Source organism: Oceaniglobus ichthyenteri (genome assembly GCF_003057885.1).
Classification (GTDB): domain Bacteria; phylum Pseudomonadota; class Alphaproteobacteria; order Rhodobacterales; family Rhodobacteraceae; genus Oceaniglobus; species Oceaniglobus ichthyenteri.
Genome location: NZ_QAGK01000001.1, coordinates 70,937 through 86,586 on the forward strand (window position 1 = coordinate 70,937; position 15,650 = coordinate 86,586).

Annotated in this window: 14 protein-coding genes and 1 tRNA gene; 8 read left to right on the forward strand and 7 right to left on the reverse strand. The window is 60.1% G+C overall.

The annotated features are described in order from the left end of the window. Positions 1 to 218: 218 nt before the first annotated feature. The 5 genes from C8265_RS00350 to ypfJ all read right to left on the reverse strand — a co-directional run bounded on the left by C8265_RS00350 (position 219) and on the right by ypfJ (position 3,647). Positions 219 to 1,238 carry an ATP-binding cassette domain-containing protein gene (locus C8265_RS00350; RefSeq protein ID WP_108481996.1) on the reverse strand — a complete coding sequence of 340 codons (1,020 nt, stop codon included), beginning with the start codon at positions 1,236 to 1,238 and terminating at the stop codon, positions 219 to 221. Further along, positions 1,225 to 1,890 carry a molybdate ABC transporter permease subunit gene (gene modB, locus C8265_RS00355; protein WP_108481997.1) on the reverse strand — a complete coding sequence of 222 codons (666 nt, stop codon included), beginning with the start codon at positions 1,888 to 1,890 and terminating at the stop codon, positions 1,225 to 1,227. The genes C8265_RS00350 and modB overlap by 14 nt, the downstream gene beginning before the upstream one ends. Beyond that, positions 1,890 to 2,612, reverse strand: a complete 723-nt coding sequence (gene modA, locus C8265_RS00360) for a molybdate ABC transporter substrate-binding protein (protein WP_164512220.1) — start codon at positions 2,610 to 2,612, stop codon at positions 1,890 to 1,892. The genes modB and modA overlap by 1 nt, the downstream gene beginning before the upstream one ends. Positions 2,613 to 2,645: 33 nt before the next feature. Continuing rightward, a tRNA-Leu gene (locus C8265_RS00365) sits at positions 2,646 to 2,729 on the reverse strand. Positions 2,730 to 2,804: 75 nt separating this feature from the next. Next, on the reverse strand, positions 2,805 to 3,647 hold the full coding sequence (gene ypfJ / locus C8265_RS00370; RefSeq protein WP_108481999.1) for a KPN_02809 family neutral zinc metallopeptidase: 843 nt from the start codon (positions 3,645 to 3,647) through the stop codon (positions 2,805 to 2,807). 120 nt (positions 3,648 to 3,767) lie between these two features. Here ypfJ and C8265_RS00375 point away from each other — a divergent pair, with 120 nt between their 5' ends. Then, entirely contained in the window at positions 3,768 to 4,346 is a 579-nt protein-coding gene (locus C8265_RS00375; RefSeq protein WP_108482473.1) for a YqaA family protein, read from the forward strand. Further along, positions 4,343 to 4,807, forward strand: coding sequence for a disulfide bond formation protein B (locus C8265_RS00380; RefSeq protein ID WP_108482000.1), 465 nt, complete (start codon positions 4,343 to 4,345; stop codon positions 4,805 to 4,807). Before C8265_RS00375 ends, C8265_RS00380 begins: the two co-directional genes overlap by 4 nt. Before the next feature lies 1 nt (position 4,808). Here C8265_RS00380 and C8265_RS00385 read toward each other — a convergent pair whose 3' ends face one another. Next, positions 4,809 to 5,231 carry a PaaI family thioesterase gene (locus C8265_RS00385; protein ID WP_108482474.1) on the reverse strand — a complete coding sequence of 141 codons (423 nt, stop codon included), beginning with the start codon at positions 5,229 to 5,231 and terminating at the stop codon, positions 4,809 to 4,811. 147 nt (positions 5,232 to 5,378) lie between these two features. Between C8265_RS00385 and C8265_RS00390 the strand changes: the two genes are divergently transcribed. From C8265_RS00390 to C8265_RS00410, 5 genes are all read left to right on the forward strand, one after another. After that, positions 5,379 to 7,229 (forward strand): peptidylprolyl isomerase, encoded by a 1,851-nt coding sequence (locus tag C8265_RS00390; protein WP_108482001.1) that lies wholly within the window; start codon positions 5,379 to 5,381, stop codon positions 7,227 to 7,229. A gap of 17 nt (positions 7,230 to 7,246) precedes the next feature. Then, positions 7,247 to 8,758 (forward strand): anthranilate synthase component I, encoded by a 1,512-nt coding sequence (trpE, locus tag C8265_RS00395; RefSeq protein ID WP_108482002.1) that lies wholly within the window; start codon positions 7,247 to 7,249, stop codon positions 8,756 to 8,758. A 214-nt stretch (positions 8,759 to 8,972) separates the two neighbouring features. Continuing rightward, positions 8,973 to 9,467, forward strand: a complete 495-nt coding sequence (locus tag C8265_RS00400; protein ID WP_108482475.1) for a TRAP transporter small permease subunit — start codon at positions 8,973 to 8,975, stop codon at positions 9,465 to 9,467. Continuing rightward, positions 9,464 to 11,011 (forward strand): TRAP transporter large permease, encoded by a 1,548-nt coding sequence (locus C8265_RS00405; protein ID WP_108482003.1) that lies wholly within the window; start codon positions 9,464 to 9,466, stop codon positions 11,009 to 11,011. The genes C8265_RS00400 and C8265_RS00405 overlap by 4 nt, the downstream gene beginning before the upstream one ends. A gap of 39 nt (positions 11,012 to 11,050) precedes the next feature. Further along, entirely contained in the window at positions 11,051 to 12,118 is a 1,068-nt protein-coding gene (locus tag C8265_RS00410; protein WP_108482004.1) for a TRAP transporter substrate-binding protein, read from the forward strand. A gap of 124 nt (positions 12,119 to 12,242) precedes the next feature. On the opposite strand, the gene C8265_RS00415 is transcribed toward C8265_RS00410, so the two are convergent. Beyond that, positions 12,243 to 13,115, reverse strand: a complete 873-nt coding sequence (locus C8265_RS00415; RefSeq protein ID WP_108482005.1) for an NAD(P)-dependent oxidoreductase — start codon at positions 13,113 to 13,115, stop codon at positions 12,243 to 12,245. 72 nt (positions 13,116 to 13,187) lie between these two features. Between C8265_RS00415 and C8265_RS00420 the strand changes: the two genes are divergently transcribed. Next, positions 13,188 to 15,644 carry a penicillin acylase family protein gene (locus C8265_RS00420; protein WP_108482006.1) on the forward strand — a complete coding sequence of 819 codons (2,457 nt, stop codon included), beginning with the start codon at positions 13,188 to 13,190 and terminating at the stop codon, positions 15,642 to 15,644. Positions 15,645 to 15,650 lie beyond the last annotated feature (6 nt).

Genomic DNA, 15,650 nt, shown 5'->3' on the forward strand with positions numbered 1-15,650 from the left:
TATCCCCTGAAAACATGTCCAAATTACGGAATTTTGATGAATATAAAAATTTCGGGCAAAAGATCATCTGTTGCAAGTTTGTTAACAGTCTTGCTGTCATGTGCGCCTGAGATCACGTTTTTCAGGGCACCTCGTTCAATGGCCGATGATTGCAGTTTTTTAAACCAATCCGGGCAAAACGGGTTGATTGGCGTCGATTCCAGAACGATCAATTCGAATCAATTGCCCCTGTGTGGCCGCGTTGGCGCATGGGGTCGGGCATAAACGTTAAGCACCGAAAGCCATAAATCGGTGTCCGGCAGAACCGTGCGCAGTGCCGCCGATCTCGGCCAACATAACGATTGTCCCGCCACATCCAAGGTTAAAAACGCGTCATCACAGGCAGATACCCGCGCCTTCAGGCTGAACAAGGCCGAGTTTGCGCCGGGATCCCGGTCTGATACCAAAACCCCGTCGGGCGATAGGGCAAGGGACCATGTTTCACCGATCCGCGCCGCCAAAGGCAACGGCACCCGGTCACGCCCCAACGCCAGCATGGCGCGCGCGCCGCTGCGCCCAATCACCTGTCCGGTCAATCGGGCCGGTGGTGCCGCCCAGCCGGTAATTTTTCCATGGGCTACGGTTAAAACCCGGTCTGCAAGGGTCAGCACCTCGTCTTGGGCATGGCTGACGAACAGGGCGGGCAGATCGAATGTGTGACTGGCCCGGGCGATATGGGGCAGGATTTCGGCCTTGCGCGACGCATCAAGCCCGGTCATCGGTTCGTCAAGAAACAAGATCCGCGGCCCCGACGCCAGAACCCGGCCCAAGGCAACGCGCCGCGCCTCGCCGCCCGAAAGGCCGCGAATATCGCGTGTCATCAGTGGCCCAAGATCCAGAACCTGTACCACCTCGTCAATGCGGCCCTGCCCAACACCCCGCCGTTTCGCGCCAAAGGCCAGATTGTCGGCCACATTCAAATGTGGAAACAGGCGCGGTTCCTGAAACACATATCCGATATCGCGCTGGTGCGGCGGGATGAACGCGCCCTGCCCCTGCAACCGTTGTGCTCCAAGGGCGACGGTGCCGTGCGCGCCCGGCTCAAGCCCCGCCAAAACCCGCAACAGTGTGGTTTTGCCGCTGCCCGACGGGCCGGTGATGGCCGTGATCCCCGAAAGCGGCAAAGATTGCGCCATCGACAGCGCAAAGCCGGGCCGTGCAAGGCTGACATCAAAGCACAACGTATCAGACAAGGCCACGCCGCTTTCCCTGATTCAGCAGGTACACAAAGGTCAGCACGACAAACGACAACACCAAAAGCCCGGCCGACAAGATATGCGCCGTGCGGTAATCCAGCGTTTCAACGGCGGCGAAAATCTCGATCGAAATCACCCGGGTCTGACCGGGTATGTTGCCCCCGACCATCAACACCACTCCAAATTCGCCCAACGTATGGGCAAAGGTCAAAACCCCCGCCGTCAACATGCCGCGCCGGGCCAAAGGCATCGCAACGCTGGCAAACGCATCACGGCGCGATGCCCCCAGCATTGCCGCCGCCTCCATCAATCCGGGGCCGACAGCGGCAAAGGCGGTTTGCATGGGTTGTACGGCAAAAGGCAAAGAATACAGGATCGAAGCGATCACCAGGCCGGTGAAACTGAATGTTAAGGTATCGCCTGTTAAGCTGAGAAAAGCAGATCCAAGGGGGGCATTCGGACTCATCAGAATCAACAGATAAAATCCAAGCACAGTTGGCGGCAAAACCAATGGCAGTGCGGTCAGTGCTTCGATCATCGGGCGAATCCGACTGCGCGTTGTCGCCAGCCACCACGCCAAAGGCAGACCCAGCACCAGCAAAATCGCCGTGGTAATGACCGCCAGCTTCAGCGATAGCCAAATCGCCGCCCCCATCACGGCGCGGGTACGGTATATCCTGCCGCCTCTAGAATCGCGGTGGCGGCGGGGGTTTGCAACCAGTCCCAAAATGACCGTGCCGCATTAGATTTGGCACCGCGCAAAAGGAGGACCGCATCCTGACGGATTGGATCGTGCAGCGCGTCCGATATATTGTGGTGCGCCATGGCGCGCTGTTCCAACACTTGCGGCAGCAGTGACAGGGCAATCATTGCCGCATCGACATTGCCGGTGGCGGCGAATCCGGCGACCTGACCGATGCTGTCCCCCGTGATCAGGGTGGTTTTTGCCAGATCCACGCCAAGCTGTGCCAGCGCCTGTTCGGCCGCCAACCCATAGGGGGCAAGCGCGGCATCGGCGATGGCCAGACGCCGCCCGATCAGGGTTTGCGGCAAATCACCATCGAGAATTTCATCCGTCGCCACCAACACAAGCCGCCCCAACGCATAGGTGCGGCGCGCAGCGGTGAACCCTTCATCCTCAAGCCGGGCGGGGCGTGCAACATCGGCGGCCAGAAAAATATCGAACGGCGCGCCAGCCCGGATTTGGGCATAAAGCCGCCCCGTCGATCCATGGGCAATGCGAATATCGCCCCCATGGGCCGCCGCCAGATTTTGCGCCGTGGGCAACAGATTGGCAGCCACGGCAACGGTCACGCCGTCTGCACGCACAACACCAGCACAGATCATAAAGGTAAAAACGATGAAAGAGCGGAACATGACATACCCTTTCATATGACCGCACCACAATCGTGGTACCCGAGGCCGGACTCGAACCGGCACACCTTGCGGCGGGGGATTTTGAATCCCCTGCGTCTACCATTCCGCCACTCGGGCCCGGTGCGGTGATTTGTTACCGGACACCGGCTATCTATAACGACTGCGCGCCGGGGAAAAGCGAAAAGTGCACGCTTACAGACGATTGGCGCCAAAAGTATCGCATTCAGCCATATCGCCCGTGTCAAACCCCCGTGCGAACCAACGCTGCCGTTGTTCGGATGTGCCATGGGTAAAGGTGTGCGGGCTGGGCACGCGGCCTGCGTTGCGTTGCAACGTGTCATCGCCGATTTGTTTGGCGGCATTCATCGCTTCGGCCACATCGCCGCGTTCCAGACTGCCAAATTTCGCATCCGCAGTGCGCGCCCAGATGCCGGCGTAACAATCGGCCTGCAATTCGATTCGCACGGAAATGGCGTTTGACCGCTCCTGACTGGCTGAGGCGCGAATCTGATTTGCCTGCGCCAGAATGCCCAGTTCGTTTTGCACGTGGTGGGCAATTTCATGCGCCACCACATAGGCGGCGGCAAAATCGCCCTTGGCGCCCAGACGTTGCTCCATCGTGGTAAAGAAACTTGTGTCGAGATAAGCCTTTTTGTCAGCCGGGCAATAAAACGGCCCCGTCGCCCCCGAGGCACCGCCACACGGGCTTTGGGTTACGCCCTTGAACAGCACCATGGTTGCCGGTTGATAGGGTTCGCCCACCTGGGTGCGGAAAATATCGGCCCAGACTTCCTCGGTATCGGCAAGGGTGACGGCAACGAATTGGCCGACCTCTTGATCGGCCTGGGTGATTTCACCGCTGGTTTGCTGGGTTGGTGCGCCCTGTTGCAACAGGGGCGTGACATCAATCCCAAAGAAATATCCGATCGCAAGCACCGCAATCAGGCCAACGCCACCTATTCCGCCGACCCGTCCACCCGACATGCCGCGCCGGTCTTCGATATTGCGGCTTGCCCGCCTGCCCCGCCATTTCATTTTCTGTCTCTCCTGAGGTCATACAACCTTTATCTAACGCGCCACACAGTGCATTGGTTCACGCGGTTGACCCGCCGCGCACGGCGTGGTGCAAAGGCGCGGATAAAACAGGCGGCAAACATGATACGATCCCTTTACACTTGGGTGCTGGGCCTGGCCGAAAGTCGCCATGCGTTATGGGCCCTGGCCATCATCGCATTTCTGGAAAGTTCGGTTTTCCCGATTCCCCCGGATGTTTTGATGGTTCCGATGATTCTGGCCCGTCCGTCAAAGGCATGGCTGATCGCGGGCATTGCCATGGTCGCGTCGGTGTTGGGCGGAATGTTGGGGTATTGGATTGGTTACGGGGTGTTTGAAACCGTGGGCAAGCCGGTGTTGGAGTTTTACGGCAAGGATGCCTATTTCGACTCGTTTGCCGAACGATATAACGCCTGGGGCGCCTGGGCCGTTCTGATTGCGGGGGTCACGCCGTTTCCCTATAAAGTGATTACCATCATGTCGGGCGCCACGGGCCTGTCGGTGCCGGTGTTCATCGCCGCCAGTATTCTGGCGCGGGGTCTGCGGTTTTTCCTGGTGGCCGCGCTCCTGTGGAAATTTGGCGCACCAATACGTGATTTCATCGAGCGCCGCCTGGGCCTTATGTTCGCCCTGTTCATGGTGTTCTTGTTGGGTGGATTTTACGTGGTCAAATATCTATGACGCGGCGCAGGCTTATTTTGATCGCCGGGGCCGGATCGTTCGCCCTGTTGCTGGGGGCTTTCATGTTTCAGGCCATCGGATATGCGCCGTGCCAGATGTGCCTGTGGCAACGCTGGCCGCACGCGGTGGCCGTTGCGCTGGCGGTTGTGGGGGCGTTTGCGCCGCGTGCAGCGGTTGCGGCTCTGGGCGCGCTGGCGGCGTTTTCCACGGGTGCGATTGGCGTCTATCATGCCGGGGTTGAATGGAAACTGTGGCAAGGTCCGACATCATGTTCGGGCAATGGCGCGGGACTCGGCGGGTTCAGCGCCGAAGGGTTGTTGGATACCACGATTGCCGAAACCGTGGTGCAATGCGACGCCATCGTGTGGTCGTTTCTGGGGCTGTCGATGGCCGGGTGGAACGCACTGTTGTCGTTTGGGTTGGCCGCCATCTGGCTGGTGGCAATGACCCGGCGCGCCTGATTCAGCGCGCGGGGGGAATCGAATAGGTCAGGCTGGCGCGGGCCACCGGTGCGCCCTGCCCCTGTGAATACATCATCACATCACCCACCACCAGCACACGGCCCAGCTTCAGCACCCGCGCATGGGCCACAACATCGGCATCGGCGGCCGGTTTGCGCATGAAATCAATGCTGCAATTCGTGGTCACCGCCAGGGCCTGTGGCCCGATGCGCGACAGCACGGCCAGATACATCGCCACATCGGCCAATGCGAACAGAAATGGCCCCGACACCGTTCCACCCGGTCGCAAGTGCCGGTTTGCCACCTTCAGGCGCAACGTCACACCATCTGGCGTGACCTGATCCAGGGCGACATCATCTTTCACCTGGGGAAATTCCCGATCCAAAAAAGCCAAAAGCGCGGCGGTATCCATCAACAGGGTCATCATTTGCCTTTCATCTGCAATGGGCCAACGTCGCGCTAAATCGGGCGAAGGGCAAGATGGGTGAGGGCCGCCATCTTGCCCCTTGCCCCCACCTGTCATAGGAATGCGCAACCCGGGCAAAACCGGACCATTCATCAGGGGGCTCTTATGGCCAAGGTCGGCGCAGGCAAATCGTCAAACATCTTTGTGTGGATCATCGTTTTGCTGTTGATCGTGGGTTTGGCCGGATTCAGCACCGGCGGATTTGGCGGCACCGTGCGCACCATCGGCAGCGTTGGCAAAACCGAAATCACCACCACCCGTTACGCCAACGCGCTGCAACAGGAATTGCGCACCCTGACCGCCCAGACCGGGCGCAGCTTTACCATGAGCGAGGCACAGGCATTCGGCCTGGACCGGGCCGTGTTGCAACAGGTTGTCGCCACCGCCGCGCTGGAAAACGAGGCCACCCAACTGGGCCTGTCGGTCGGGGATGAGGCGGTGCGCCGCGAAGTGTTGCGCGTGCCCGCGTTTCAGGGGTTGAATGGCACGTTTGATCGCGAAGCCTATGAATTTGCGCTGCGCCAGAACGGGCAGACCGTGGCCGAATTTGAACGCATGATCCGCACCGACACTGCGCGCACTTTGTTGCAGGGTGCGGTTGTGGCGGGCGCATCAACGCCCGAGGCGTTTACCGACGCTGTGTTTCTCTATGCCCGCGAAAGCCGCGATTTCACTTATATCGCCTATCGCCCCGAAGATTTGCAAACGCCCCTGCCCGCCCCCACAGATGCGCAGTTGCAAGCCTATTATGATGAAAACCCTGCCGAATTCACCCTGCCCGAACGGCGCAAGATCACCTATGCGTGGTTGTCGCCCAGCATGGTTTTGGATCAGGTCGAAGTTGATGAAACCGCCCTGCGCGCGCTTTATAACGACCGGATCGAAGAATTCGTGCAACCCGAACGCCGCCTTGTCGAACGTCTGGTCTTTGGCACCGAAGAAGAGGCCGCAGATGCAAAGGCCGCACTGGATGCGGGCGAAACCGATTTTGACACACTGATCGAAGATCGCGGTTTGTCGGCGTCCGATATCGATCTGGGTGATCTGGACCGCGCCCAGTTGGGCGATGCGGGCGATGCGGTTTTCGCACTGGATGGTCCCGGCGTTGCCGGGCCGGTCACAACCGATCTTGGTCCGGCATTGATCCGGGTGAATGCGATTCTGGCACCCCAGAATGTTACATTCGAAGAGGTGCGCGAGGATCTGTTCACCGAATTTGCCGATGGCGCCGCCCGCCGTCTGGTCAGCGATCAGGTGGATCCGGTGGATGATTTGCTGGCCGGTGGCGCCACGCTGGAGGAAATCGCCGCCGAAACCACATTGGAGCTGGGCGAGGTATTGCTGTCAGATGACAGCGACGAGCCGATCACCCGCTATCTTGAATTTCGCACTGTGGCCGAGTCCGTGACCGCCGATGATTTCCCCGAAGTTGGCGAACTGGAAGACGGTGGCATCTTTGCCCTGCGTCTTGATGAAATCGTGCCGCCCACCTTGCAACCGTTTGACGATGTAAAGGTCGCCGTGATCGGCGCGTGGGAAACTGCAGAAACCACCAAGGCCCTGATCGCCCAGGCCGAAGCGATGAAAGAAGCGGTGGAAGCGGGCCAAGGCATGTTTGCTGGCCCGGTCGAACCCGAGGCACAGGCCGATGTGTTGCGCGATGCCTTTATCGAAAATACCCCCGGCGCGCTGGTCACCACCGCGTTTGACATGCAGCCCGGCGAGCTGCGCATCGTTTCGGATGAAACCGGTGCGTTCTTGCTGCGGCTGGATGCGATCACGCAACCCATGCTCGACACCCCCGATGCCGAAGCAGTCCGCGCCGGATTTGCTGAACAAACGGCACAGGGCTATGCGCAGGACATGATTGATGCCTTCACCCTGGCGGTGGAAAATCAGGCAGGCATTTCATTGAACCAAACCGCAATCAACGCGGTGAATGCCCAGTTCCCCTAATCCATCGAAGGTTTGAGATGCAGCTTACCCCGACTTACGAAAGCTTTGCCGCCGGATATGAACGGGGTGAAAATCAGGTGGTGTTTGCCCGTCTGGCGGCGGATCTGGATACGCCTGTTTCGCTGATGTTGAAACTGGGCGAAGCGCGCGCCGATACCTTCATTCTGGAATCGGTCACCGGGGGCGAAGTGCGGGGGCGCTATTCGATCATTGGTATGAAACCCGATGTGATCTGGCAATGTCACGGCACCCAAAGCCGGATCAACCGTCAGGCCCGCTTCGATCCGACGGCTTGGGAGGATCAGATCGGCGCGCCGCTTGATACCCTGCGCGCGCTGATTGCCGAATCGCGCATTGATCTGCCCGCCGATCTGCCCGCCGCCGCGGCCGGGCTGTTTGGATACCTTGGCTATGATATGATCCGGCTGGTTGAAAATCTGCCGGATATCAACCCCGACCCCCTTGGCCTGCCCGATGCGGTGATGATGCGCCCCTCGGTTGTGGCGGTTCTGGACGGCGTCAAGGGCGAAGTTACGGTTGTGTCGCCCGCCTGGGCCGACAGTGGTTTGTCGGCGCGCGCCGCCTATGCCCAGGCGGCCGAGCGGGTGATGGACGCAGTGCGCGATCTGGAACGCCAGCCCAAGGGCGAATCGCGCGATCTGGGCGACGAACTTGTCGCGCCTGAACTGACCTCGAACTTTACCCACCAAGGGTATCTGGACGCGGTCACAAAGGCCAAAGAGTACATCCGCCAAGGTGATATTTTTCAGGTGGTGCCATCGCAACGCTGGTCGGTGCCGTTCACCCTGCCCCCTTTTGCCTTGTATCGGTCCTTGCGCCGCACCAACCCGTCGCCGTTCATGTTCTATTTCAATTTCGGGGGCTTTCAGGTGATTGGCGCCTCGCCCGAAATCCTTGTGCGGGTGTTTGGCGGTGAAATCACCATCCGCCCGATTGCGGGCACCCGCCCCCGTGGCAAAACCCCCGAAGATGATCGCGCGCTTGAGGCTGATCTGCTGGCCGATCCGAAAGAGCGGGCAGAACATTTGATGTTGCTTGATCTGGGCCGCAATGACGTGGGGCGCGTGGCCAAAATCGGAACCGTGCGTCCGACCGAAGAATTCATCATCGAAAAATATTCCCACGTCATGCACATCGTCAGTAACGTCGTGGGCGAACTTAGCGATGAACACGACGCCCTGTCGGCGTTTTTCGCCGGTATGCCTGCCGGCACGGTTTCGGGCGCGCCAAAGGTACGGGCGATGCAAATCATCGATGAACTTGAGCCTGAAAAGCGCGGCGTTTACGGTGGCGGTCTTGGATATTTCAGCGCCGGGGGCGACATGGACATGTGTATCGCCCTGCGCACTGCGGTATTGAAAGATGAAACACTGTATATTCAGGCAGGCGGCGGCGTTGTTTACGACAGCGATCCCGAGGCCGAATTTGTGGAAACCGTCAACAAATCCAACGCGATACGCCGCGCCGCCGAACAGGCGGGGCGGTTTGTACGGTCGTCAAATTTCTGACCCTGATCCGGGCTGACCATGGTAGCGCGCCAAAGGTGGATAGGGGCGCGGCGGGGATGGTGTTTGGTTTATCCATTCGTTACAAGGCGTTGAATGGTTCGGGATGGCCGGGCGGGGGAAATTGCACAGTCAGGGGGCGGCGTTTGCGTTTCTTGCTTTGTGTCATTTTACCCCATACTGCGCCAAGGATGACACAAAGGCTGATGGGAAACAGATGCGGAGCAGCTTTTTAGTGGTCTGCCAAGGGCTTGACCGGATCACCACCTGGCTGTGCGCCACCGCCTGTGCGGTTTTGACCGGCGCTGTTCTGGGCACGGTCATACTGCGCTTTGGGTTTGATACCGGTTTTGTCCGGCTGCAAAATCTTGCCGGTTATGCGTTTGCGGTGCTGATGATCCTATCGCTGCCGTATTGTTTGCGGCGGGGGGGCCATGTGCGGGTTGAGGTTTTGTCAGAACGTTTGCCTGCGGGCTATGGCCGCGCCGCCGATCTGACCGCGCTGGTGCTGTTTTTGATCCCGGTGTTCGGTCTGATGGTCTGGGCCTGGCTGCCTGATCTGGCCTATAGCTGGAAAATCCTGGAAGGGGCGATTGAAACCGGCGGATTGGGGGGCGTGTTTTTGGTGAAAACCATGCTGCCTTTTGCCGGTGTGTTGATGATATTACAGGGCATCGCCGTGCTTCTTGATCCTGCGTTGTCCGCCCGATGATCGCGCACGAGGCGTATCTGATCGCCATGGTTCTGGCGCTTTTCGCCGGCATTCTCAGCGGCATTCCCGCGATGCTGGCGATTGCGGGTGTGCCATTGGTGATGGCGGTCATCGGCAGCCTGACGGGCGCGTTTGATATCGGGTTTCTCAATTTCTTTCCGGCGCGGGTGTATGGGGTGATGTCCAACCCATTGCTGATGGCGGTGCCATTGTTTGTGTTGATGGGCGTATTGCTGGAAAAATCGCGCCTCGCCGAAAGCATGCTGGATGTGCTGGGGCGGATGTTGGGCGGAACGGCACGCGGCATGGCAATTTCGGTTCTGGCCTTTTCCGCAATCATCGCCGCATCAACCGGTATTGTCGGGGCGACGGTGGTGATGTTGGTGCTGATCGCGCTGCCAACCATGCGCGAGGCTGGCATCCCAAAACGGCTGTCGGCGGGCATAATCTGTGCCAGCGGTACATTGGGTCAGATCATTCCGCCCTCGATCCTGCTGGTGTTGCTGGGGGATCAGATTGGCAATACCTATCTGGAGGCACAGCAAAAGGCCGGTAACTTTGCGCCTGATCCGGTTTCGGTCGGTGATCTTTTTGCTGGAGCATTGCTGCCGGGGCTGGTTCTGGTGGGTCTGTATGGGCTGTATATTTTCATACGTCTGCGCCCTACCGCGCGCGGCACCCCCGCCCCCGTGGCCGGCAAACCGGTACGCGGCGCCGAGATTCTGTCAAGTTTCGCGCCACCGCTGCTGTTGATCCTGTCGGTGCTTGGGTCAATCCTGGCCGGAATCGCCACCACCACTGAGGCGGCAGGCCTGGGTGCAATTGGCGCGCTGATGTTGGCGGGATATCGCAGCGGCGTGTCAGGCATCGGGCGTACCCTTGTGCTGACGTCGGTTGCGGCCGCCTTCGCCCTGATGGCCCTGCGCCTGTTCAGCGATTCCCGAACCGAGGCGGCGAGCTTGGGCATTTTGGCGGCGGCTCTTGCGGTGCTGTTGGTGCTGGGCGTGATCGTTGCCGCCACGCGCCTGTGGTCCAGCGGCATGTTGCAAGGCGCGGTGGGTGATACGCTGCGCATCTCGGGCATGGTATTTGGCATTGTCGTTGCCGCATCCATGCTGGCGCTGGTGTTTCGCGGATTTGGCGGCGAAGAAATGGTGATGGAGGCGATGGCCGCCGTGCCTGGGGGCACATGGGGCGCGCTGGCGCTGGTGATGGGTGTGGTGTTCCTGCTGGGATTCATTCTTGAGGCGGTCGAGATCATCTATATCGTCGTGCCATTGCTTGGCCCGCCGGTTTTGGGCGGTGACATTTCGCCGGTGTGGTTTGGCGTGCTTCTGGCGATGAACCTGCAAACCAGCTTTCTCACTCCTCCTTTCGGCTTTGCACTGTTTTATTTCCGCTCGACCGCACCGCGCGATATCACCACTGGCGACATATACATGGGCGTCGCGCCCTTTGTTGGGCTGCAACTGGTGGGGCTGGGGCTGCTGATTGCCTTTCCCGCCCTTGCCACATGGCTGCCCAAGGTGGTCTTTGGCGGGTGACACGATAAGGTTTTTTTAACTGGGAGAAGGATACAAACCATGAAACGCAGAACTTTCCTCGCCTCGGGCGTGGGTGTCACGGCGGCCGCTGGTGCGCTGGCCAGCCCCGCCATCGCACAGGGCAAGATCGAGTGGAATTTGCCCACCGCATTCCCAAAGAATGCACCCGGCGTCGGATCAAACGTGGTGAACTTTGCAGAAAAAGTGGCCGCCATGTCCGATGGACGGCTCAGCTTCAAGGTGTTCGGCGCCGGTGAGCTGGTTCCGCCCTTCGCGGTTGAGGATGCAGTGCAACAAGGCAACGCGCCCGTCGGCCATGGGCCAACCTATTACGCTGCCGGAAAAAATCCGGCGCTGCACTGGTTCACCGCGGTGCCGTTCGGCATGACAGCGGGCGAACAGGTGGCGTGGCTGAAATACGGTGGCGGTCAGGAGATCTGGAACGATATTTATGCCCAACGCGGGCTGGTGCCGTTTTACTCCGGCAACTCGGGCACGCAATCGGGCGGCTGGTTCAAGAATGAAATCAACAGTGTGGATGACCTTAAAGGCCTGAACATGCGTATCGCCGGCCTTGGCGGCGAAGTGTTCCGCAAACTGGGGGTAAACGCGGTGCTGATGCCTCCTCCGGAAATCTTTCAGGCGTTGCAATCGGGCGCGATTGATGCGGCTGAATGGGTCGGGCCGATGCTGGATCAGGCATTCGGTCTGCAAAAGATCACCAAGCTGTGCTATCTCCCAGCCCTCACCGAACCGGGCGCGGGTCTGGCCGTGGTGTTTAACAAGGACGCCTGGGCCGAACTGAGCCCCGATCTGCAAAGCATCTGCGAAAACGCCGCCTATGCCGCCGCATTGGAAAACCACGCGAATTTCGATTACCACAACGCCCAGGCCCTGACCGCCCTGCGCGCCGATGGTGTCGATTTCCGCGCGTTCAGCGACGATATCGTTGCAGCAATGCGCACCGCCTGGTTGGAAGTGCAGGACGAACTGACAGCGGCAAGCACCGATGTCGCCCGGGTGCGCGAAAGCTATGACGCCTATCTGTCAAGCGCGCAGGATTACGCCAGCGCCATGACCCTGCCGATGCTGGCCGGGCGCGGATAAGCCACACCAACGGTCAGGCCGGGATTCGGCCTGACCAAGCCACCGAATTGCGTTGTTTTTTCGTAACTTCGGACGCCCGCGCCAGACAAATAAATCAGCGCGGGCGCATGCCCGCTCCTTTGGGTCAGTCCAGCGCCTGCAATCGCTTGAGCAGGGCTGACGTGTCCCAGCGCCCGCCGCCCAGCTTTTGCACATCCTTGTAAAACTGATCGACCAACGCGGTGACCGGCAGGGAGGCGCCGTTTTCATTCGCGGTCGACAGGCAGATCCCCAGATCCTTGCGCATCCAATCCACGGCAAACCCATGTTCGAAATGGTCATCCAGCATGGTTTCATAGCGGTTGGCCATCTGCCACGATCCTGCCGCGCCCTGGCTGATCACCTCAACCACCGCGCGCCCGTCCAGCCCGGCCTTTTCGGCAAAATGCAGCGCCTCGGACAGCCCTTGCACCAATCCGGCAATGGCGATCTGGTTGCACATCTTGGTCATCTGCCCGGCGCCCGATTCCCCAATGCGGCGGCACAGCTTGGCATAGGTTTCCATGATCGGCTCGGCCTTGGCATAGGCGTCGGCATCGCCGCCACACATGATCGACAGCTGGGCGTTCTCGGCCCCCGCCTGTCCGCCGGAAATGGGAGCATCGACAAAGGCGATCCCGTGATCCTTGGCCACGCCATATAATTCGCGCGTCACTGCCGCCGACACTGTGGTGTGGTCAACAAAAACCGAACCCTTGGCCATGCCCGCAAACGCCCCATCCTCGCCCAGGCAGACCGAGCGCAAATCGTCATCATTGCCAACGCAGCACATCACGAATGCGGCATCCTTTGCCGCCGCACGCGGTGTGGTCGCGGCGGTGCCGGTGTGGTCTTTCGCCCAGGCTTCGGCCTTGCTGGCCGTGCGGTTATAGACGGTTACATCATGGCCCGCACCGGCAAGGTGCCCGGCCATCGGGCCGCCCATCACGCCCAATCCCAAAAATGCTAGTTTGCTCACGGCTTTCCTCCCGGTTTCAAATCGCTTACCACCTTCCTAGCTAATCATCCCCTTTCCCTCAACCGAGGTTTCATGGCTGTTCTTTTTCGCTGGCTTTTGCGTATATTTCTGGGGCTGGCTGCTGTGCTTTTGCTTGCGGCCTTTGTCACCTATTCTTTCGCATCCCGTTCAATACCGGATTACACCGCCGACTTTCGCGCGCCGGCCCTGTCGGCGCCGGTGGAGATTGTGCGTGACAACGCCAATGTGCCCCATGTTTTCGCCAGCCAGGATGCCGATGTCTATTTCGGGCTGGGGTTTGCCCATGCGCAGGATCGGTTGTGGCAAATGACCATGCTGCGCCGCACCGCCCAGGGGCGATTGTCCGAAGTGTTCGGCGAACGCACGGTGCGCATCGACGATCTGATGCGCCGAATCGATCTTTATAATCGCGCGCGCCAATCGGTCGAGGCGCAAAGCGGCAGCACCAAGATCGCGCTGCGGGCTTATTCGGCCGGTGTGAATGCGTGGTTGGAACAGGTGAATGACGGTGCGCGAGGCCGCGGCGCGCCCGAGTTTTTCATGTTCGCGCCACAGATCGCCCCGTGGCAACCCGCCGACAGTTTGGCGATCATCAAATTGCTGGCGGTGCAATTATCGGGCCATCTGGATAATGAGGTTCTGCGCGCACGCACGTCCCTGATGCTGCCCGATGCGCGGGTGCGCGATATTCTGCCCGACTTTCCCGGCGCCGCTGTGGCGGCCTTGCCAGAATACGCCAGCCTGTTTCCCGGTGTTCCGACCTTTGCCGCGTCCGATCCCACACCGCGCGATCCGTTGTCGCCGTTCAATGACCGCGCCTTTGCCGGGGCATCCAATATCTGGGCGGCCGCGCCTGCGCGCTCGGCCTCTGGGGGCACATTGCTGGCCAATGATCCGCATCTCAATTTCACCGCGCCCACGATCTGGTATCTGGCGCGGCTGGATCTGACCACCGGCGGCGTGATTGGCGCGACCATACCGGGGGTGCCGGCGGTTCTGATTGGGCGATCGGCGAAAATCGGCTGGGGCATAACCTCGGCTTATGTGGATGATCAAGATGTCTATATCGAAAAACTGAACCCCGATAACCGCGAAGAGGTGCTGACGCCCGATGGCTATAAACCGCTGGAAACGCGCACATCGATCATTCAGATCAAGGATGCCGATCCCGTCACCCTGACCCTGCGCTGGAGCGATAATGGCCCGATCCTGCCCGCGCATCATTACGATCTGGGCACAATCACACCGCCCGGCCACGTGGCTGCCCTGGCCTGGACGGCACTGTCATCGGCCGATACCTCGATGACTGCCGCGCTGAACCTGATGGCGGCGCAAAACGTCAAACAGGCGCTGGCCGCAGGCGAGGATTTCATTGCCCCGGCGCAGAACCTTACCGTTGTCGACAGCACCGATATTGCGATGAAAGTAATCGGCGCTCTGCCCGCGCGCGACGAAGATCACCAAAGCCAGGGCCGGATGCCCAGCCCCGGTTGGCTGCCTGAGAATCGCTGGAACGGTCGCCTGCCCTATACGGCCAACCCCGAATTCATATCGCCCAGCGGCGGAATCCTCGGCAATACCAACAACAAAACCGTTGATCGCCCGTTTCCCATGCATGTGTCCTGGGATTGGGGCGATACCGAACGTGTGCAGCGCTGGCAGCGTCTGATGCAATCACGCGAAGTGCACACGCGCGAAAGCTTTATCGAGGCGCAGTTGGACACAGTCAGCCCGACGGCGCGCGCGTTGCTGCCCCTTGTGGCCGCCGATCTGTGGTTTACCGGTGATCCAGCACCCGATGGCACGCCCGAACGGTTGCGACAGCGCGCGCTGGATCTGTTGGCCAACTGGAACGGCGAGATGAGTGAACATCTGCCCGAGCCGTTGATTTACGCCGCCTGGATGCGCGCCTTGCAGGATCGGTTGATCCGCGATGAATTGGGCCCGCTGGCGCAAGAGTTCAGCCATATTTCGCCGGTATTCATCGAACGGGTGTTTCGCAATACTGGTGGGGCGGCGGTGTGGTGTGATGTATTGCAATCGGCACCGGTTGAAACCTGTCAGGATGTGGCACGGCAATCCCTGGATGCGGCGTTGATCTGGATTTCCGAACGCTATGGCACCGCGCTGGAATCCCTGCGCTGGGGCGATGCCCATGAGGCGACCCATGATCACCCTGTGTTGGGCGGCACGCCGATTTTGCGTTGGTTCACCAACATCCGCCAATCCACCAGCGGCGGTGACAACACCCTGCGCCGGGGCCGCACCAGCGGGGTTGAACCCGACCCGTTTCAAAACGTCCATGGCGCGGGCTATCGCGGGGTGTATGATTTTGCCGATCCCGACAGTTCGGTGTTCATCATTTCAACCGGGCAATCTGGCCACCCCCTGTCGCGCCATTATGACGATCTGGGCGAACGGTGGCGGCGGGGCGAATATATCCCGATGTCGCTTGACCCCGAACTGGCCCGCGCCGCGGCTGTCGGGATCACGACGTTGCGGCCATGATCCGCG

Excerpts from the sequence above, each read along its gene's own strand:
- C8265_RS00385 (WP_108482474.1), bottom strand. The coding sequence starts at position 5,231 with ATGACCCTGTTGATGGATACCGCCGCGCTTTTGGCTTTTTTGGATCGG.
- C8265_RS00420 (WP_108482006.1), top strand. The coding sequence starts at position 13,188 with ATGGCTGTTCTTTTTCGCTGGCTTTTGCGTATATTTCTGGGGCTGGCT.
- C8265_RS00410 (WP_108482004.1), top strand. The coding sequence starts at position 11,051 with ATGAAACGCAGAACTTTCCTCGCCTCGGGCGTGGGTGTCACGGCGGCC.
- trpE (WP_108482002.1), top strand. The coding sequence starts at position 7,247 with ATGCAGCTTACCCCGACTTACGAAAGCTTTGCCGCCGGATATGAACGG.
- C8265_RS00375 (WP_108482473.1), top strand. The coding sequence starts at position 3,768 with ATGATACGATCCCTTTACACTTGGGTGCTGGGCCTGGCCGAAAGTCGC.
- C8265_RS00380 (WP_108482000.1), top strand. The coding sequence starts at position 4,343 with ATGACGCGGCGCAGGCTTATTTTGATCGCCGGGGCCGGATCGTTCGCC.
- ypfJ (WP_108481999.1), bottom strand. The coding sequence starts at position 3,647 with ATGAAATGGCGGGGCAGGCGGGCAAGCCGCAATATCGAAGACCGGCGC.
- C8265_RS00405 (WP_108482003.1), top strand. The coding sequence starts at position 9,464 with ATGATCGCGCACGAGGCGTATCTGATCGCCATGGTTCTGGCGCTTTTC.
- C8265_RS00400 (WP_108482475.1), top strand. The coding sequence starts at position 8,973 with ATGCGGAGCAGCTTTTTAGTGGTCTGCCAAGGGCTTGACCGGATCACC.
- C8265_RS00390 (WP_108482001.1), top strand. The coding sequence starts at position 5,379 with ATGGCCAAGGTCGGCGCAGGCAAATCGTCAAACATCTTTGTGTGGATC.
- modB (WP_108481997.1), bottom strand. The coding sequence starts at position 1,890 with ATGGGGGCGGCGATTTGGCTATCGCTGAAGCTGGCGGTCATTACCACG.
- modA (WP_164512220.1), bottom strand. The coding sequence starts at position 2,612 with ATGTTCCGCTCTTTCATCGTTTTTACCTTTATGATCTGTGCTGGTGTT.